Annotated in this window: 15 protein-coding genes and 1 riboswitch; of the genes, 6 read left to right on the plus strand and 9 right to left on the minus strand. The window is 39.1% G+C overall.

Features of this window, described 5'->3' with window-relative positions:
- Positions 1–4 precede the first annotated feature (4 nt).
- The 3 genes from secG (at position 5) to groL (ending at position 2,827) form a co-directional block, all read left to right on the plus strand.
- Positions 5–418 carry a preprotein translocase subunit SecG gene (secG, locus tag J2X77_RS12940; RefSeq protein ID WP_209577578.1) on the plus strand — a complete coding sequence of 138 codons (414 nt, stop codon included), beginning with the start codon at positions 5–7 and terminating at the stop codon, positions 416–418.
- A 335-nt stretch (positions 419–753) separates the two neighbouring features.
- A complete protein-coding gene (gene groES, locus J2X77_RS12945; RefSeq protein WP_028070710.1) occupies positions 754–1,029 on the plus strand; it encodes a co-chaperone GroES in 276 nt (91 codons plus the stop codon).
- Between the two features lie 160 nt (positions 1,030–1,189).
- Positions 1,190–2,827, plus strand: a complete 1,638-nt coding sequence (gene groL / locus J2X77_RS12950) for a chaperonin GroEL (RefSeq protein WP_209577580.1) — start codon at positions 1,190–1,192, stop codon at positions 2,825–2,827.
- A 68-nt stretch (positions 2,828–2,895) separates the two neighbouring features.
- Here groL and ggt read toward each other — a convergent pair whose 3' ends face one another.
- The 4 genes from ggt to J2X77_RS12970 all read right to left on the minus strand — a co-directional run bounded on the left by ggt (position 2,896) and on the right by J2X77_RS12970 (position 8,104).
- Positions 2,896–4,596, minus strand: coding sequence for a gamma-glutamyltransferase (gene ggt / locus J2X77_RS12955; RefSeq protein WP_209577582.1), 1,701 nt, complete (start codon positions 4,594–4,596; stop codon positions 2,896–2,898).
- Positions 4,597–4,659: 63 nt separating this feature from the next.
- On the minus strand, positions 4,660–4,986 hold the full coding sequence (locus tag J2X77_RS12960) for a nucleotide pyrophosphohydrolase (RefSeq protein WP_209577584.1): 327 nt from the start codon (positions 4,984–4,986) through the stop codon (positions 4,660–4,662).
- Positions 4,987–5,002: 16 nt separating this feature from the next.
- Positions 5,003–5,461 (minus strand): D-aminoacyl-tRNA deacylase, encoded by a 459-nt coding sequence (gene dtd, locus J2X77_RS12965; RefSeq protein WP_293938427.1) that lies wholly within the window; start codon positions 5,459–5,461, stop codon positions 5,003–5,005.
- Between the two features lie 207 nt (positions 5,462–5,668).
- Positions 5,669–8,104: a TonB-dependent receptor domain-containing protein gene (locus J2X77_RS12970; protein ID WP_209577587.1), complete on the minus strand. Its 2,436-nt coding sequence runs from the start codon at positions 8,102–8,104 to the stop codon at positions 5,669–5,671.
- Positions 8,105–8,158: 54 nt separating this feature from the next.
- A riboswitch (TPP riboswitch) is annotated at positions 8,159–8,284 on the minus strand.
- 226 nt (positions 8,285–8,510) lie between these two features.
- Here J2X77_RS12970 and J2X77_RS12975 point away from each other — a divergent pair.
- The 3 genes from J2X77_RS12975 to J2X77_RS12985 all read left to right on the plus strand — a co-directional run bounded on the left by J2X77_RS12975 (position 8,511) and on the right by J2X77_RS12985 (position 11,594).
- Positions 8,511–9,686 (plus strand): amidohydrolase family protein, encoded by a 1,176-nt coding sequence (locus J2X77_RS12975; RefSeq protein WP_209577589.1) that lies wholly within the window; start codon positions 8,511–8,513, stop codon positions 9,684–9,686.
- A 118-nt stretch (positions 9,687–9,804) separates the two neighbouring features.
- Positions 9,805–10,086, plus strand: a complete 282-nt coding sequence (locus J2X77_RS12980; protein ID WP_209577591.1) for an acylphosphatase — start codon at positions 9,805–9,807, stop codon at positions 10,084–10,086.
- Between the two features lie 71 nt (positions 10,087–10,157).
- Positions 10,158–11,594, plus strand: a complete 1,437-nt coding sequence (locus J2X77_RS12985; protein ID WP_293938432.1) for a lipopolysaccharide biosynthesis protein — start codon at positions 10,158–10,160, stop codon at positions 11,592–11,594.
- 72 nt (positions 11,595–11,666) lie between these two features.
- On the opposite strand, the gene dusB is transcribed toward J2X77_RS12985, so the two are convergent.
- From dusB to J2X77_RS13010, 5 genes are all read right to left on the minus strand, one after another.
- Entirely contained in the window at positions 11,667–12,662 is a 996-nt protein-coding gene (gene dusB, locus J2X77_RS12990) for a tRNA dihydrouridine synthase DusB (protein WP_209577593.1), read from the minus strand.
- Between the two features lie 66 nt (positions 12,663–12,728).
- Positions 12,729–15,170 (minus strand): TonB-dependent receptor domain-containing protein, encoded by a 2,442-nt coding sequence (locus tag J2X77_RS12995; protein ID WP_209577595.1) that lies wholly within the window; start codon positions 15,168–15,170, stop codon positions 12,729–12,731.
- A gap of 10 nt (positions 15,171–15,180) precedes the next feature.
- Entirely contained in the window at positions 15,181–16,314 is a 1,134-nt protein-coding gene (locus J2X77_RS13000) for a PepSY domain-containing protein (protein ID WP_209577596.1), read from the minus strand.
- Positions 16,315–16,387: 73 nt separating this feature from the next.
- Entirely contained in the window at positions 16,388–17,617 is a 1,230-nt protein-coding gene (locus J2X77_RS13005) for a hypothetical protein (protein WP_209577598.1), read from the minus strand.
- Between the two features lie 23 nt (positions 17,618–17,640).
- Complete coding sequence (locus J2X77_RS13010) at positions 17,641–20,022, minus strand: TonB-dependent receptor (protein WP_209577600.1); 2,382 nt, start codon at positions 20,020–20,022, stop codon at positions 17,641–17,643.
- Between the last annotated feature and the right edge of the window lie 18 nt (positions 20,023–20,040).

Consider the following 20,040-nt stretch of genomic DNA (forward strand, 5'->3'; position numbering starts at 1 on the left):
AGAGATGCAAGGATTATTAATCGGTCTAATCATATTGGCTAGTATTATTTTAGCGTTTTTGGTTTTAATCCAAAATCCAAAAGGAGGAGGTTTGTCATCTGGTTTTTCGGGTGGAACGAATCTTATGGGTGTAAAACGTACAGGTGACATTTTGGAAAAAGGTACTTGGATCATGGTTATTGCCATCATGGTGTTTAGCTTGGGTGTAAATATTATTGGAACATCGCCAAGCACATCCAAAGGAGGATTGGGGGGGCAAATTGAAGCGCCTGCTCAGCAAGGTCCATTGAACTTAGGTACTGGACAAAATCCTGCTGGTGCTCCTGCTGGACAAGAGCAAACAGCTCCGGCTCAATCTCAGGAAAAAGTACCAGCGACAGCGCCTACCACGAAACCAGCGGAAGAGGCTAAAAAATAGTTGTCAATAAAAAATTATACGCCCTGTTTGTGAAAGCAAACGGGGCTTTTTGTTTTCTGTATTTTTTAGACGTTGTTGTCAATGAGTGGTTCGTGAAGGTTTTGCTAAGCGGATTAAGCGTATTAAATCGAATGGATATTCGGTAAGCAGAAGTAAGACTGGCAGACATAAAATGACAGTGTGACAGCAAAATGAATTTTTGTCGATTCGGATGTTAACTTTTGTGTGAAAAATTGTCTTAAAAGCCCTTCCAATGACAATTGGCATAAAAGATGATGTGCTTATAGCGATTATAACATAAAAATAAATTCAAAACAGATAAAAGTAAATTAATTATGGCATTAAGTATCAAACCTATCGGAGACAGAGTAGTAGTAGAAGCTGCTCCAGCAGAAGAAAAAACAGCTTCAGGGTTGTATATCCCCGATACAGCAAAAGAAAAACCATCTCAAGGTACAGTAGTTGCTGTAGGTACAGGTAAAGTTGACGAACCGTTAACTGTGAAAGTTGGTGACAAAGTATTATACGGAAAATACGCAGGTACTGAAATTACTTACGAAGGAAAAGAGTACTTAATTATGCGTGAGTCTGATATTTACGCGGTCATCTAATTCATACAAAAGATTATTTAAAAAAGAGCTTACTGGCTCGGTTAAAAATTCAAGTTTATTTTAGTGGAGCTGTAAATTTGGATGTTAAAAGATAAAACCGGTTTGCGGTTTAGTATAATATCTTCATTACACTTCTTGAAATACTTAATACTTATAAAAAATGGCAAAACAAGTAAAATATAACGTTGAGGCTCGTGAAGCCCTTAAAAAAGGTGTAGATACTTTAGCAAATGCAGTTAAAGTAACATTAGGTCCTAAAGGACGTAACGTAATTATTGAAAAGAAATTTGGTGCTCCAGTAATTACTAAAGATGGTGTCTCGGTAGCGAAGGAAATCGAATTGAAAGACGCTTTAGAAAATATGGGTGCGCAAATGGTAAAAGAAGTAGCTTCCAAAACAGCTGATCAAGCGGGTGATGGTACCACTACTGCTACAGTATTAGCGCAAGCAATCGTTGCTCCAGGTATCAAGTCTGTGGCTGCTGGTGCTAACCCAATGGATCTAAAACGTGGTATTGACAAAGCGGTTGCTACTGTAGTTGCCAACTTGAAATCACAATCTCAAGAAGTTGGTCAAGATAACAATAAAATCAAACAAGTTGCTACAATTTCAGCTAACAATGACGAAGTAATTGGTTCGTTAATTGCACAAGCGATGGAAAAAGTTGGTAATGATGGTGTTATCACTGTAGAAGAGGCTAAAGGTACTGAAACAGAAGTTAAAACTGTCGAAGGTATGCAATTTGACCGCGGTTATTTGTCACCATATTTTGTGACAAATTCCGATAAGATGGAAGCAGAATTGGATAATCCATATATTTTGATCTATGACAAGAAAATCAGCAACATGAAAGAATTGCTGCCTATCTTGGAGAAACAAGTTCAAACTGGCAAACCTTTATTGATCATTGCTGAAGATCTAGATGGTGAGGCTTTGGCGACCTTGGTGGTTAATAAAATCCGTGGTTCTTTGAAAGTTGCAGCTGTCAAAGCTCCAGGTTTCGGCGACCGTCGTAAAGCCATGTTGGAAGATATTGCGATCTTAACTGGTGGTACGGTGATTTCAGAAGAAAGAGGTTTCAAATTAGAAAATGCTGAGTTATCTTACTTAGGTCAAGCTGAGAAAGTTCAGGTTGATAAAGATAATACAACCATCATCAATGGTTCTGGAAATGTGGAAGATATCAAAGCACGTGTTGCACAGATCCGTTCACAAATTGAAACAACAACTTCAGACTACGATCGTGAAAAACTACAAGAGCGTTTGGCTAAATTGTCTGGTGGTGTAGCTGTATTGTATGTAGGTGCAACTACTGAAGTTGAGATGAAAGAGAAAAAAGACCGTGTTGATGATGCTTTGCATGCAACTCGTGCTGCTGTTGAAGAAGGTATTATCGCTGGTGGTGGTGTTGCATTTATCCGTGCTACTGAAGCTTTGTTAGATCTAAAAGGTGAAAATGAAGATGAGCAAATTGGTATTGATATCATCAAACGTGCGATTGAGGAGCCGTTACGTCAGATCTGTAACAATGCAGGTATCGAAGGTGCAGTAATTGTTCAAAAAGTAAAAGAAGGAACTGCAGATTTCGGTTACAATGCGCGTACAGACCGTTATGAAAACTTAATTGCTGCTGGTGTAATTGATCCAACTAAAGTATCTCGTGTAGCGCTAGAAAATGCTGCTTCAGTTGCTTCAATGCTATTGACTACTGAGTGTGTTTTAGCTGACGAAGCTGAAGAAAACCCTGTAGGTGCTGGTGCTCCTCCAATGGGTGGTGGTATGGGTGGCATGATGTAAGATCATCCACTTTAAAAAAAAATACGGGCTCTTTTGGATTTCCAAAAGAGCCCGTATTTTTTTTGACCTTAGTAACCCTTTGCCGTATCGTCTCCACGCGGATCGGCTCCGGTCTGTAATTTACCGTCCGGTAATACCACGATATTCTCCACACGACCGATTGCCCCCCTCTGATTTATCGTATAGCCATCTTTTGCCAATTGATTACGCAGGTTGGCATCAATGGCATTATGCTCGACATCGACATGATCAGGAAGCCATTGATGATGAAATCTTGGCAAGCTAACAGCTGCCTGTGCGTTCTTTCTGAAGTCGATGACGTTTAGAATAGTCTGAAAAACAGACGTAATAATCGTCGATCCTCCTGGGGTGCCGACAACCATAAAAAGCTTGCCATTTTTTTCTACAATAGTAGGTGTCATCGAACTGAGCATTCTTTTACCTGGCTGAATCTCATTTGCCTTTTCACCTGTCAAACCGTACATGTTAGGTACGCCGGCTTTCACCGAAAAATCGTCCATTTCATTGTTTAATAGGAAGCCTGCGCCGGCTACAAATACGCCCGATCCATACGAATCATTAAGTGTCGTTGTAATAGACACCGCATTACCTTGTGCATCAACAATATTAAAATGCGTTGTTTGCTCACTTTCATAGCCAGGTATGATGTCAGCATTGATCTCTTTACTCAATGCCGCTTTATGGAAATTAAATGCATGCAGTTTACTTGCATTGGAACTGGAGTCTATGAGATGTTGGATAGGTACCTTAACAAAATCAGGATCCCCGAGATACTTCGCTCTATTGGCATAGACATAGCGTTCGGCCTCCACCATAACACGAATAGTTGAATCGGTCTGAAACCCCCAACGTTGTAGCGGAAACTGCTCAACGGATTTGAGTAGGGCTAAAAGAGAAGTTCCTCCACTAGATGGTGGCGGCATCGAAATGACTTTATATCCTCGATAGTTTGTATGAATTGGACTGCGCCAAATTGCTTGGTATTCCAAGAGGTCTTGGTGCGTAATAATTCCTTTTCCTTGACTCATTTCAGCGACCAGTAAGTCTGCTGTTTTCCCTTTATAGAAGCCATCTCGACCCTCATCTGCAATTCTTTCCAGTGTTTTTGCAAGTTCCTCTTGAAGAAATAGATCTCCCGATTTCCATGAGGTCGTTTTGATAATCGCCGCGCCAGACGGGTTTAGCCTGACAAAACGATCTTTATGGCTTTCAAACTCATTGGCTTGTCTTTGACTGATTTTAAAACCTTTTCTGGCTAGCTGGATTGCGGGGAGTAGGAGATCTTTCCACTGTAATTTACCATACTTTTTGTGTGCTTCCCACATACCCGCGACAGAACCAGGAATACCTGATGCTAATTGACTATACAGGCTCAGCTCTGGAACAACATTACCTTGCGCATCAAGATACATATCTCGTGTTGCTTTTAAAGGAGCTTTCTCGCGAAAGTCCAGCGCATCTAATTCGCCATTATGATCACGATAGAGCATAAAGCCGCCGCCGCCAATATTTCCGGCATTTGGATAAACCACTGCAAGGGCAAATTGTACGGCAACTGCAGCATCTATTGCATTTCCACCTTGTTTTAAGATCTTTACACCAATTTCTGAAGCCAAAGGGTGAGCAGTTACTACTGCCGCCTTATTAAATGTACTGGGTTGCTCAACGCTGGAATTTAGCCGCTGTTTTGTTGTACAAGAAGCAATGAACACGCTAGCTATGAGCGAATAGGTTATGAATTTATGCATCGTATCCGATTTACAATTTTAAATAGCATCTCAGGGAGTTGTAGAAATCATCTTATTAAGTCATTATTTGAGCTTCGTGTTATTTTTATGCCGGTCGGCATCCCGAATTGATTTCTTTTGAAGATTTTGCTCCAGGGCTTCCGTCAAGTCGATGCCAGTTTGATTGGCAAGGCACATCAAAACGAATAATACATCAGCCATCTCATCTGCTAAATTAACTTCTTTATCAGATTTTTTGAACGATTGTTCCCCATATTGCCTTGCCATAATGCGTGCAACTTCACCAACTTCTTCCATCAGTATGGCTGTATTTGTCAATTCGTTGAAATAACGTACTCCGGTACTATTGATCCATTTGTCAATAACTAACTGTGCTTCTTTGATGGTCATATTGTTGAATAAAAAATTAAAAGTTTTCCTTATCTTTTGTATCCATGATGATGGTAACTGGGCCATCGTTCAAAAGGTCTATTTTCATATCGGCACCGAAGATACCAAGCTGAATTTCTTTTTGAAGTAAGTGACTCAGTAGTGAAGCCATTTCTTCATACATTGGTTTAGCTTTATCTGGTTTTGCCGCTCTGATGAAGGAAGGTCTGTTGCCTTTTTTTGTTTGGGCAAAGAGCGTGAATTGTGATATGAGTAGGATATTTCCGTCTACATCTTGTATTGATTTATTCATCAAACCCTGCTCATCCTCGAAAATGCGCAAGTTGATAAATTTTTGCCCTAGCCATTTGAGGTCGTCTATCGTATCAGCCTCTTCAACTCCTAATAAGATCATTAGTCCTTTTTGGATATGGCCTGTAATCTGATTATTTACTGTACAAGAAGCCTTGGTAACTCGTTGTATAACTGCGCGCATAATGAAAAGTATAAAACCAAAGGTAAAAATTCCAATTGTCAAACGCGATCAGAAATTCAATTTTATCTACCATATAAAAAGAAATCTCTCTTTTTTCCTTCGGAGAAAAGAGAGATTTCTTTTAGAAGTGTTTGTTCAGAAAACATCTTCAGTGCGGTTTGTCCGATGTTATCGGCTTTGGGATGATCAAGTTCTTATAAAAATATGCTAGAATTTGAAGTTAAGGCCCAATAGGAAATTCGTTGGTGCTTGTGGGAAATAAAAATTATAGTATTTCCGGCTATCACCTTCCATCCAGCCAAAAGTGTAGCCATTAGCCTCATACTTCTCGTTCAATATGTTGTTGACCTGTAATGTTGCACTGATGTTTTTAAAGCCCAATGCTGTAAAGCTATAGTTTGCCAAAAGATTGTTGACAAAATAAGAGGAAATGCTTCTTTCTTTTGTAGATGAATTATCCAAGTATTGTCTAGCTACAAATTTGGATAAAAGTGAAAATGTAAGCGGTGTTATAGGGCTATAAGAGAAATTACTTGACAAGATAGTTGCTGGAGACAATGCGATGTCCGTTTTTGTATAAAAAATTCGTGTATCACCAATTACCTCTTCAAAGTTTTTGATTTTATTTTGGCTAAAACTCGCAGTTGCTTTCCAGTTGAGCTGTTTACTGATGGTCCATGAACCATCGAACTCGATGCCAATCCGATAGCTATCGTTGACATTTTGGCGAATCGGAGAGCCTGTATCACTGATTTCGCCAGTTGGAATCAGCTGATTTTTGTAAAACATCCCATATCCGTTCAACCCGATGTTAAGTTTTTCGTTTGCAAATCGGTAACCAAATTCTATATCCTGCATTTTCTCAGGTGTTGGATCAGGTAAACTGCTGTTTTTTTCTATAAAATCTTTGCGAACAGGCTCTTTCTGCGCAAAGGCATAGGAAGCATACACATTTGAATAATCATTTAAGAGATAAGTTGCGCCCGCTTTTGGGTTTAAGAAATTGAATTTTGGGTGATAGTTATAGTTTTTGACCTTATCGTCATCGCCATATATGTGATAGTCTACATTTCTATATTGGACATCAGCCATAAGAATCCATTGGTCCAATTTGTAATCGATCTTTAGGAAATTACTGAAATCATTTTTTTGTGATTTTCCGAAGTAGTAGTTGTCATCCAAAAATCCTGTTGAGGCATATTGTGCCCATATGACTTGACCATAATGCTTCCCTCTGTATTGATTGTAGGCTCCACCCCAGGTAATCTCCAGCTGATCGTTGGGTTTATAATTGAGGGAGTAGGTCAGGCCATAAAAATAGTTGTCCAACCATCTTCTGCGGACTAGATCTGTTTTTTGTATGGTATCTTTTCCGATAATCACATTGGGCAGGCCATATTTACTCAATTTATCGCCAGGTCTCATTTCTTCATAGTAGCCATAACCTCTGGTATAATGGAGGGCGGTATTAAATGTTAACTTGTCGCTCAAGATATTGGTGTAATGAAGCTGATGATGTTTTTGCGTATAATTATCAGTTTGGTTTTTATAGGTGTACAGGTTATAGTTACGACCAGCATTCATAAACCGATCTTTTTCAGCTCCCGATATTTCGAGCGCGTTATCGGCATAGTCATCCATACGTGACCGATCTCCAGTAATTAACGGTTCGGGAACGCCATTCCAGGCCTGATATGTTTTTTCTTTTCCCCAGAATACAATTCCTTTTAGGATGTGTTTCTTACCATAATAACCACCATCCACATAGAAAGATTGTAGGTCTGAACTCCCCCTTTCAATATAGCCATCGCTACTGATTCGCGATAATCTGGCATTGAATGCAAATTTGTCATTTATTAGTCCAGTGCCCACCTTCACTGTATTTTTCCACGTGTTGTAAGAACCAAAAGAATTATTAAGTTCTGCATAGGGATTTTCGGCCAGTGTGTTGGACTGAATATTTAATGAGGCTCCAAATGATCCCGCGCCGTTCGTTGAGGTGCCAATGCCACGTTGAACTTGGATGCTCTCTGTGGAAGATGCAAAGTCAGGAAGATTGACAAAAAATGAGCCCATGCTCTCCGCGTCATTTAGTGGAATGCCATTTAATGTTACGTTGATTCGTTGATTATCTGATCCGCGGATGGTCATCCCGGTATAACCGATGCCGGCTCCAGCATCTGAATTTACCTGTACGGATGGTGTTTGGTTAAGAAGAAAAGGGATATCCTGTCCGAGGTTGTTTTTGGTAATTTCCTCTTTTGAGATGTTTTTGAAGGTTGTAGGAGCATTTCTTTTAGCACGTGTGGATTGGACAAGTACCTCTTCCATTTGTATGGTAGTGGGTTCTAATTCGACCAGTAGTTCCATATTATCTTTTACGTTTACATTGCGGATCCATGTTTTATATCCGACAGAGGAAATCTGTATATGATGTTGCCCGGTATTGAGATGATAGAGCTTAATTATTCCATGGTTGTCTGACTGACCGTTGAAGGAAGCTTGTCCATCAATGGATACGGAAACGTTTTGTAAAGGGTTTTGGCTGGTCTTATCTACAGTTTTAATTGTCAGATTTTGCTGCGCAATGGCAATTTGGGTCGAAATAGTAGCTAAAGAGCTACAAATCAAAAATTTGATCATGGTAATGTATTTTGTTTGAGTTAAACAAATCATAGCAAGGGGTTACTATGATCGCACTATTTAACTAACCTCTCCCTACGCCAGCATTATCTGGATCAGGTGTACAGAATTTAATCTGTTGGGTATAATCTCAGCCTGTATTTGTGTTCCTGACAAAACAAGGCACCCCTATTTGATGCTGCGAATATATAGATTAAAAATTGAAATGTTATATAAAGAAGTATTTTATGACAAATTAAACAAGGAAGATGTTTGTTGTTATTTCTTTTTGGTTAATATTTTATGTAAATTGTTGTTTTTGGTATATATTGTTCTTTTTAGGTACCTTGGCATGAAATTTTCTACTAGTGGTATGTATTCATACAGGTCAAAATTTTAGTTACTAAATCGATAGTGAGGAGATAAAATGTTAAAATATTTAAGCGCTAATTATATTCTACCGATTAGCTCGATGCCGATAAAAGATGGTATTGTTGCGGTAGATGAGGAGGGGGTAATTCAAGGGATCTTTGACCCAACGTCATTTACACCGATGGATAACGGTCAGGTCGAGAAATACGAAGGGGTTATAATTCCGGGTTTTATCAATGCACATTGCCACATTGAATTGTCGCATATGAAAGGTATTGTTGCCAAAGGTACAGGTCTTCCGAGCTTTTTGAGTAAGGTGATGACAACGCGTTCGGCTTCGATGAAGAAAATAGATGAAGCGATGGCAAAAGCCGACAGAGAGATGTACGAAAATGGTATTGTCGCAGTAGGTGATCATGCTAATACGGATAATTCTTCAAAATTGAAGGAGGATTCTGAAATCCTGTATCACACGTTTGTAGAGGTGATGGGAATTGAGCCAGACGAAGCTGATTTTAAGTTGAAGGAAGCGAAATCATTGATCCAAGAGTTTAGGAATGGTCATGTATCTATCACGCCACATGCTCCCTATTCTTGCTCTAAGGTACTTTTTAAAAAATTCAAGAAAATAGTTCCGGAAACAAACATTATCAGTATTCATAATCAGGAAAGTGAGGAAGAGAATAAGTTGTTCCGTTATAAAATGGGCGAATTTTTAGACTTTTATAAAAGTATTGGAAAAAATGCAGATACGATAAAAGCGCAGGCAAGAAATTCAATTCAATCTTATTTGCCTTATTTGCCTTACCCAAATAAATTGTTGTTGGTTCATAATACCTATACGTCTTTAAAAGATCTTGATTTTGTTGAGCGTATGGGGCGTGACGTCACGTGGTGTTTATGTCCGAAAGCTAACCTTTATATTGAGGGGGTTCTACCTAAAATTCAGAATTTTTTAAATGCAGGACAACGTATTGTGATCGGAACCGATAGTTTAGCTTCCAACGATACACTGTCCATTCTGGAGGAACTAAAGGTGTTACATGCACACTTCGAGGATCTTGATTTCTTACAGACTATACAATGGGCCACGATTAATGGTGCTATTGCGTTAAATATTCAGGACGAATTTGGATCATTGGAGGTCGGTAAAAAGCCAGGTGTTGTATTGCTTCAGGGGATGGAACATATGCGCTTGACTGATGATGTGAAGGTAAAACGCTTAGCCTAGTATTTTATTCCCCAAAACTTCTGTACTTTTGTTTTTAATGAACAACCCATGACTATACGAATGAAATTATAGTCATGGATTGCTCCATCTGACAGATGGAAGAAAAAATAAGTTACAGATGAAACATTTGAATATTTCAATAAGAGGTAAAGTACAGGGGGTCTTTTTTAGATTGACAACCAAGGCAGTTGCTGATCAAGTTGGTGTCAGGGGCTTTGTGGTCAATTTAAAAGATGGTTCCGTTTATATTGAAGCTGAGGGCGATGATTTTGCACTGGATTCACTGTTGGAGTTCTGCCAAGAAGGCCCCGAAGGTGCAATTGTTGAAAGTGTAGAAATAGAGGAAGGCGAACTGAAAAGCTTTTCTAATTTTGAAGTAGTTAAAAGAGTTCAATCCTAAGCCCAGTGTCTACGATCAAAAAATTTCTCAGCGATACCTTCATTTACGGTATAACGACTATCGTTTCAAGAATGATAGGATTTTTGATGACGCCGCTTTATCTGAGGAAATTTAAAGATGCGGCAGTCTACGGCATCTATTCTAATTTTTATGCCTGGATGTCTATGTTGAATGCTGTGCTGGCATTTGGTATGGAGACGACATATTTTCGCTATTTGCAAAAGGTCGAAACACAAGATAGATCTAAAGTATACAATAATAGTTTCTTTATTACGTTAGTCACTTCGTTTATTTTATTGTTATCTGTCTTTGTATTTACGCGGCCCATTGCAGCATGGTTTGCAGATGGTGGCGATGTTGATCTGTATGAGCGATATATTAAATATTTCGCTTTTATTCTTGTTGCTGATGCGCTTGCCGTTATCCCATTTACAAAACTTCGCGCTGAAGGAAGGCCCTATAAATATAGCGCACTAAAATTCGTTAATATTGGAGTTACGGTGATTTCAAACCTGTTCTTCATTTATTTCTTGCCTGATTGGGTTCACCAGTATAGCTTTTGGGCTGATTTTGCCGGAACATGGTTTAAAGAAGGCTGGATTGGCTATGTCTTTATTTCCAACCTTTTCGCGAGTATTGTTACATTAATCCTACTACTGCCCGAGTTGCTCACTTTCCGATTCAATCTAGATCGAAAATTACTGCATGAAATGTTAACGTATAGCTTCCCAATTTTAGTCGCTAATATTTCATTTATTATTAATGAGAATCTAGACAAAATGTTCTTTCTGAAATTGTTGCCCGGAGAGACTGGGAAAGACGAATTAGGTATCTATGGTGCGGTTGCCAAATTGGCCGTATTTCTAAGCTTATTTGTTACGGCTTTTAGGCTAGGGGCAGAACCATTTTTCTTTTCGTATTCGAAAAATCAGAATGCATCGAAAACCTATGCGCTAATCATGGAGTATTTTGTTATTTTGATGGTCATTGCAATGGTTGGACTAACCGTTAATCTCGATTGGCTTAAGTACTTCATTAAAGGAAATGAATCGGAAGTTGCTGTCTACTGGACCGGACTCAAAATTGTTCCAATTCTACTGTTTAACTATGTACTACTAGGGATATATATGAACCTGTCAATTTGGTACAAGTTGACAGACCAGACACGATATGCACTCTATATTTCAGGAATAGGAGCTTTATTAACGATTATGCTGAATGTTTGGCTGATTCCAGTGTATTCCTATGTTGGGGCTGTTTTGTCTACGACAGTGGTGTACTTGGTGATGATTGGCTTTTCACTGTACTGGGGTCAGATGTATTATCCTATACCTTATAAATTGATAAAAATTGCCATTTATCTTGGGGTAGGGCTTCTGATTTCATGGATGAGCTTTCAAGTTTTTCATAGTAACATCTGGATAGGCAATGGGATGCTATTGTTATTATTGGGCTTCACTTTTATTCTTGAAAAGAATGGGCTGATGAAATTAATTCGAAGAAAATAGCTGGTTTGTTCAATACATAAAAAAGGCGACAACTTAAATTTGGTTGTCCCCTTTTTTATGTATTGAAAAATCTTAAAATACTTCAGTTTCGAAGGTATGTTCAATATCATGGAGTACATCCAAAATCTCGTCTTGCGTTTGTAAGCTGACAAGTTTCATTCTGGATTCTTTGAAATTTGGAATTCCTTTGAAATAATTTGCGTAATGTCTCCGCATTTCAAAAATCCCTAATTTATCACCTTTCCATTCAATGGATTTGTTTAAGTGTGTTTTACATACCTCGACACGTTCGGCAATAGTAGGCCCCTCCAGGCGCTCACCTGTGTGGAAGAAATGTTTGATTTCTCTAAAGATCCATGGGTAACCAATTGCAGCACGACCAATCATAATGCCATCAACCTCATATTCTTGTCTCCAGGCCGCGGCTTTCTCCACCGAATCCACATCACCGTTACCAAAAATTGGAATCTGAATGCGCGGATTGCGTTTGATGTCACGGATCATGGACCAATCAGCCTGACCTTTGTACAATTGCGCACGGGTACGGCCATGTATTGCTAATGCTTTTATGCCAACATCTTGCAATCGCTCTGCTACCTCGTATACATTTTTGGTATTGTCATCCCAGCCAAGACGTGTTTTTACTGTAACGGGTAGATGAGTTGCTTCAACAACAGCTTTGGTCATCGCAACCATTTTATCAATGTCTTGCAATAAGGAAGAGCCGGCTCCCTTACAGACCACTTTCTTAACAGGGCAGCCGTAATTGATGTCGATTAGATTTGGATTTGCTTTTGTGCAGATTTCAGCTGATTGGCGCATACTTTCAATATCTCCACCGAATATCTGGATACCGATAGGCCGTTCATATTCAAAAATATCAAGTTTTTGAACAGATTTAGCCGCATCACGAATCAGCCCTTCTGAGGAAATGAATTCAGTATACATTAAATCAACACCATTTTGTTTGCAAACATACCGAAATGGGGGATCGCTGACATCCTCCATCGGAGCAAGTAACAAAGGGAATTCACCCAAATCAATATTTTCACCAATCTTGACCGACATCTTCAATTTTTTTTTACAAAGGTACAAAATTTGGTATTAGTATAAAGTTAGCGAACTGTCATGAGTTTAGAGTCGACTTTTGATTTCTTCGGAACCCGTAGTGCGTTGTGCCGTTGTGTTTTGAGAACCACCGAAACGGTAGCTGAAAGATAGGATGGCAGTTCTACTGTCGGGATTAGATCTACCAATGAGCCTGATCGTTGGCGAGATCGTTTCATATCGTCGATTATTGGTTCTGAAAATGTCATTAACCACTAATTTCAGCGTGGCTTTTTTATTGAGGAAGTTTTTTTGGATGCCGGAATATATCTGTCCGTAGCTTTTGATATGACTGATTCCTACCGTTAAGCCAGACACATAGTTGCCACCCAATTCGATAGACCAATCCTTAGGCAATTTGAACGAATTTTGGCTGTTTAGACTTAATGTATTTCCCTTGCGGACAATTAGCTCATTTTCTTGTGGCAATTCATATTCATTCCGATAATAGTTCGCAAAATGGGTTGCCGACCACCAGCTGGTCAATTGGGTCGGGGCAATAAAAGAGATCCCATAATTTTTAAAAGAGCCTATATTTTCGGGCCTTTCAAAAGTGATATATGGGTTAAGCGAATCTCTTCCCAATATTTCGTTGACAACATTTGACCGCTGTGCATAATTCAGCGTTAAGACATATTTGCTTGCGTAAGTATAACCTAATTCAAAAGAGTGTTCATAGGCCGGGTTTAAGTTCGAATTTCCCTCAGCATAGGAAAAAGGATCTGTGTATACCCTGAATGGATTTAAATCCCAAAACGAAGGCCGTTGTACGCGATAGCTGTAGCTGGTCTGTACCTTATGATTGTCATTGGCTGTATAAGTGAAAAATGCTGCTGGGAATAGTTTGAAATAAGATCTTTCAAATTGTTCGTTCAATGTGATTTGATGACTACGTGTACGGGTGTATTCTCCCCGAATGCCTAATTGCGTTGAAAACTTATACCAGCTTTTTGAAAGATTTACATAGCCCGCATGGATAGTCTCTTTGTAGATAAAGTGATTACTTGTGCCCAGATCCGGAACATATTGATCATTTTGTAATGTATCATAATGTAGATCGTTTTCAGTGCGCACATCACTGCTCTTCCAGCCAGCTTCGAGTTTGTACTCCTTTGGAAGCGGAAGTGTATAATCCAGTTTGGCAACATAAACCTGATTGTCTGAGGGGATATCACCGATTCTTGAGGAATTTGCAAGCGATGTTGAAGTTCCCACATTGTGATATGCCGTATTCAGCTGCTGATCCATTTTTGAATAATGGTCAACGAAATCAAGATCTAGTTTTAGTTCATGACCTTTATCATTAAGCTTTAAATTATAATTGAAGTTGTACAGCATATCTCGCCAGCGCTCCTTGCCTTCGGTGACGGTAGTGGATGCCGATATTAAATTATCGGTATTAAAATTCCTGAGACTATTCGTGGTGGGTTCGTACTTCGGATATTTTCCAAATCCTCCGTTAATTAAGAAGCCTATCGTCTGTTTGGAATTTATGCTGTAGTCCATGCCGACTCTAAAATTATTAGATCGGAGTTTGGGCTGAATGGTGTTTTCCTGCTGCGAATAAGAATCAGGATCGGATCCGCGGTCGGTATAAAAATAACGTGTAAGCGAGTTATAGTATTCCAGATTCTGGAAATACTGATTATAAATTCCAAATACATTAATTTTTTCTGTACGGTAATTGAGGTTTAAAGTTCCGCCAAGATGTGCTCCTCTACCGGCACCGGCATTAGCCGATACGGAACCATTAAACCCCTGTTTGAGTCCTTTCTTTAATACAATGTTGATGATACCTGCGGATCCAGCGGCGTCCTGTTTTGCATTTGGATTGGACATAACCTCGATTTTATTGATATCCATTGAGGAGGTGCTTCGCAGGAGATTGGCCAATTGATCGGCAGACAGGTATGTAATTTTCCCATTGATCATGACCGTAGCTCCAGATTTACCTTTAATACTTAGCGAGCCACTTTCGTCGACCGCGATGCCCGGAATCTTGCTGAGTAATTCCAGTCCGTTGTTGCCGTCCGCGAGCGTTGAGTTTTCAATATTGAAAACCAGCTTGTCCTGTTGCTGTTCGATAAATTGTTTTTTTCTTTCGACGACGACCTCTGCGAGATAAGCATTGTTTTGTAATAAGAGGATCTTGCCAAGATCATATTCGTCAAAATGTTCGTCCAGCCTGAAGTGAGGACTGAAAGTATCCTGGTGTGTAAGACTTTTGACTTTAATAAAATAGGTGCCGGCTTTTAAGTTAGTGAACCTGAAATTTCCGGTACTATCTGAGGCTGCCGTACTAGCTAGGGTGCCATCTTTGACGTGATAAAGCGAAATACTTACATAAGGAATGGCCTGTTTATCTTCGCCCACAGTCTGTCCTTTGATATGATTTGTTTTTTGGGCCTGGCTCGTAAATAAAGTACAGACCCAAAGGAGACTTAATAGATAACGGAGGATATAAGGCATGGTGATGTGATTAAGTTGTTGCTAATTGTGTACGTCTTGATTTTTTTGTTGACTTTTTTTTCTTTCCCCACCAGATGTAAAATCCTGTTATAGGCAAAGTCGCACAGATAAGCGATGCGATGAAGTAAATGATTTTGGTGGTCATTCCACCGATAAAACCGGTATGCAAGGCGTAATTAGAACGCATGAGCCATTCTGTGGTATTGGCCTCATCAATTGGCCCTTGCTTGCGTCCGGTTAATTCCAAGGTATAACGGTCAAAAGTAAGGTCTCTCCAGCTTCCGTTGGCCATGTCTGTGCAGGCATATACCGTTTTATCTTCCTTTTCAGGATAGTGTACGATGACAGCTTCTTTATTGAATTTTGCATACTCGTGACGTACTTTATACCAGATTTGATCCGCGACTACCAGCGCATCATTTAGCGGTTGATCCTGAAGCTCAGATTTATTATTCTTTTCCGTCTTCGGTTTGTTGGGGTAACCTCCCGTCATCCAAACGACAGAACTTCGGATCCAGGGAAAACTCATAATTAGTCCTGTAAAGCACATGACCAATGCGATTGTTAGTGTATAAAAGCCCAATACGTTATGGAGGTCATAATTGACACGTTTGAATTTTGCTTTCCACTTGACGGTGAAACTTTGTTCTCTGGATCTACGGTTCCATTTCTTCGGCCACCATAATATCAAGCCTGTGATCAGCAGTATAAAAAAAATGAAGGTGCTCCAGCCAACGACCTGTCGACCTATTTTTACAGGCATCCAAAGATGACGGTGACCTTCATCCATGAAATGGAAAAAATCCTCGTGATCAACAATGGCCATGACTTCGGCTGTATAGGGGTTTACATAGACCAGGCTATCGGAATGGTCTAAGCTTACTTTGACCGACTTGTCCAGTCCGTAATACCAGGAGCTCCCAATTTCATGATCGGGAAGTACAGCCTTAACAGATTTATAGATCGCAGAGGGTGGAAGCTGGTCTTCTGATTTTTGCGGTGCGACCTGAATATAGTTTGTGGTCAATTCTTTGATATCGTGTTCAAAGACAAGTACGCAGCCTGTAATTCCTAAGATAATAACGGGAATACCCGCTGCCAAGCCTAGCCAGAGGTGTAACCAGGCATTAATTTTACTGAGCATAATAGTATTAAATATTGGAGAGATTTAAAATGTATTCAATAGGGCAATAAGCGTTGCCCTATTGAAAAGGCGATTAATCTAAATTATAGATCATTGGTGTATCAGCATCACCGCCAAGTACTTTCGCCCCTTTTGTTAATTTGTCCGTCGTGGGATTATATTCCCAGATGTAGATGGCATCCGCTTTGGGATCATTCACCGCAATATATGCCTTACCATTTACAACAACGGCCGAACGGGAATTACTTACCAATGGAAAATCTAGCTTTTTGATTACTTTTTGAGAATTTACATCGACAATTAGGTATTCCCACATTGCAGCATACCACCAATCATTCCATTCTTTAACATTGTTTTTTGTGTCATGGGCACTGATGAGCAAAGCTTTCCCATTACCTAGATATGCAACGCCCAGTTGGTTGTCATCAGCTTGGTATTGACTGATGTTAAAGAAGTAGTTGGGATCTAATTTGTCGTCGCCATCTTTGATACGATAGAATCCAGTAGGCATATTTTTACCACCACCCAGTGCTGGCATTGTGTATGTCTGGAGATAAGTATAACCGTTTTCTTTGAATTTATGGAAATAGCCGTTTCTTACAGGGCCTACTGGTGCTGAACGGTTGTCCTCACCTGTTTTTTTGAAATTCTTAAAAGAAGGGTAATCAACAGCGCCTGTGTACGTGACGTCATAACTCACTTTAGTGACATTATTGTACAAGCAGTAGCCTAATATAATCTTATTTCCCTGGGGAAGAAATGCGTAAATACGCATACTGTGATCTTTTGGGATATCATTTTCAGAAGTTATTGATCCATTTGCCTCTACGGTCATTGTTTTGGTATTGATAATAGCATATTCATTGCTATTACGTGGGCCTACAGCTAGACGGTCATCATCTAACCAGCTATGCCAACCGATATACAAAGTGGTTAATTTAGTAAATGGGATAACTTGAATAGTCTTTAGTACACCGTTTTCAAATGCATATTTACCAAATTTAGAAGCGTTTGGATCGATTGAATAAAAATATTTCCCTTTTTGAATCACATTTTCTTCCCATGGAAACATGCTTGTAACATCTGTACCTGCCCCTACTGGAGATATTGTGCCGGACATTAAGTCTTTTACCGGAAGCATAAAAGATCCATTGTCTGTACTAAACTTAATTGCAAAGTTCCCACCTACCTCTTCAGTGGGATCTGTTGGTTCGGCAGGATCTGGATTTGATTTGCTACAGCTCATAAGCGTCATGCCAGCCAGAGCGACCAGAGCTACACTTTTTGTGATTGATTTTAACATAATATGAAATTTTAAATTATTTTTTAATGTGTGGATTGGATCAGATAACGCAGTTTTAGATACACCGAACGCCCGGGGCGCTGTTGCTTGAAAATATCATACGCAATTTGATCGGTCAGGTTTTTCCCTTCGATAGTGATGTTGTACTGGTTATTATTGAAAGAATAGGTTGCAGCGATGTTGTGCAACCATTGCGCGGGGATATAATCTTTTGTCGATTTTTCAGCTAATTTGGACCAGCTTAGTGAATAGTTATTGATAAACTGCAAATAATAGTTTAACTGTATTCGATTATCTTTTTTATCAAATAAATTGTTTCGGCCGTAACTGATATCCAGATTCCCGAATAGCCAAGGTTCATTCGGTGTACGGTTTTTGTAGGTAATTTTTTCTCTGTTGTTATTATCAAAACGCTCGCGATCGACAGCATTATAATAACTCATATTGAATACCGCCATAAAATCTGATTTGTAACCATATTTAATCTCAAAATCGACGCCATTCACCTTCACTCCACCTTCATTCTCGGCTAACTGTTTTTGTCCTTGCGGTGTATCATACATTTTACTGATGATATAGTCTTTTACATTTCTATAGTAGGTGGAAGCATCAAAGTTTATACGATGATTTCCAAAGGCTGTAACGTAGTAGAGGTTTAGATTGTAATTGTCGCTGTTGGCCGGCCTTAATTTCTCATTCGGCATTATATTGAGTCCATCTCCGAAGAGTTGTGTAAAGGATGGTAATTGATAAGCATGCTCATACGATAATTTTATTCCGTAACTACTTCCAAATCTGATATTTGTTACTGTCCCATAACCTAAGTAATTTTTCGACGTTTTTTCTGAAGTATTGGTTTTGCCTGATAGTCCATATTCTTTTATGAAAAACGAGTTGTTGATTTTTTCCTTCCATAAAAATTGCTGATAATTTAATCCAGCATTAGTGCGGATGATTTGATTGGTAATATTATAAAAATCATTGTAGGGGTCTATTTCATTATAATTTTCGCGTTTATTGGTGTTTAAATTATAATTGAAATTGATGAGATGTTGCGCTGCCAGTTTATAGTTCAGGTTAAGCTGAGAAAAACTATTGTTGATCTTTTGGTGAATAATTGATTTATAGCTATTAAGTTCCCCAGCCGTGGGACTATATTCCGTAGGAAGGCCATTCCAGAAATAATAAGTCCGTGAACTCGTATCGGTGATCACATTCTCACCCCTTGAATAGTTGGCGTATACAGTGGCTGATAGATTCTCAAAGAAGAGTTTGTCTTTTCTATACCTTAAACTGGGTGTTAATGTATGATTTTTACTAAATACTTGTCCTAAGACCCGTTCCTGTGTTGCCGCAGTCTGCTGTTGATCGTAGACATCGTTATAGGTTAATCCTAAAACAGCGATATCGGCCCATTTTTTGTTGCTCACACCAACCTCGACCTGGGTCATGAATGAGCGATAATCGTCATGAAAGCGTCTTGCGGATTGTAATGTGTCAAATCTCGAGGCATCTACGGGAGCAAGTATGTAGACTCCTGCCTTAGGATTGGTTTTCATTAAATAGTTATTGTTTGAAAAGTTGTAATAACTATTAAGGTTGACCATTAGTCCATTTTTTGGATGTTTATATCCAGCACTCAGCGCTGCTCGGTGCGTGTTGAATGAGCCGATGCTGTAACTCACATCCAAAGATTTTTTGTAATCACGGTTGGTCACGATATTGATTGCTCCTCCAAGAGCGTCTGAGCCTAGATGGGCAGGCACAACACCTTTGTAAACCTCGATTCGTTCCGCAATATTGACCGGCATATTGTTTAGGCTCATACCGCTTCCGAAAGATTCAATTGGCACGCCGTCAATAAAAAATTTGATGTTATTTCCTGATAATCCGTTCAGCGAAAAGGAATATTTTGATCCTAGTCCTCCTTGTTCTCTAATTTTTACCCCTGTGCTTCTGTTTAGAATTTGGTTGACATCGGAATTGGTATTTGCATATTGCTTTGTTTCAATGACGTTGACATTAAAACCGGAATCTTTTATTTTTTTACCTGCTGTTTTTCCGTTAATTTTTACTTCTTCTAACCCATTATTTTTTGCGGTCAGCTGTATTTCTCTGAGGATTTCATGTTCTTGATTAATTCTAAACTTTCTTTGTAAAGTTTTATAACCAACAGCAGAGATATTGATCTGGTATATTCCAAATGGAATGCCCTTTATTGTAAAGTTTCCATCTTGATCAGCTTTTGCGCCCTGCTTGATTTCTCTAAATGTAATGGAAGCTCCTTCAATTGGTTCATTGGAAGCTGTCACAATCTTACCTTTGAGTTCAGCTACCTGTTGGGCAAAAGAAGATTGAGATATGATTAAGAATACGATTAACCATATTATTTTAAATTTTGACATTATTTTATTTAGATTAAT

This window comes from Sphingobacterium sp. 2149 (assembly GCF_031455655.1).
Lineage (GTDB): Bacteria > Bacteroidota > Bacteroidia > Sphingobacteriales > Sphingobacteriaceae > Sphingobacterium.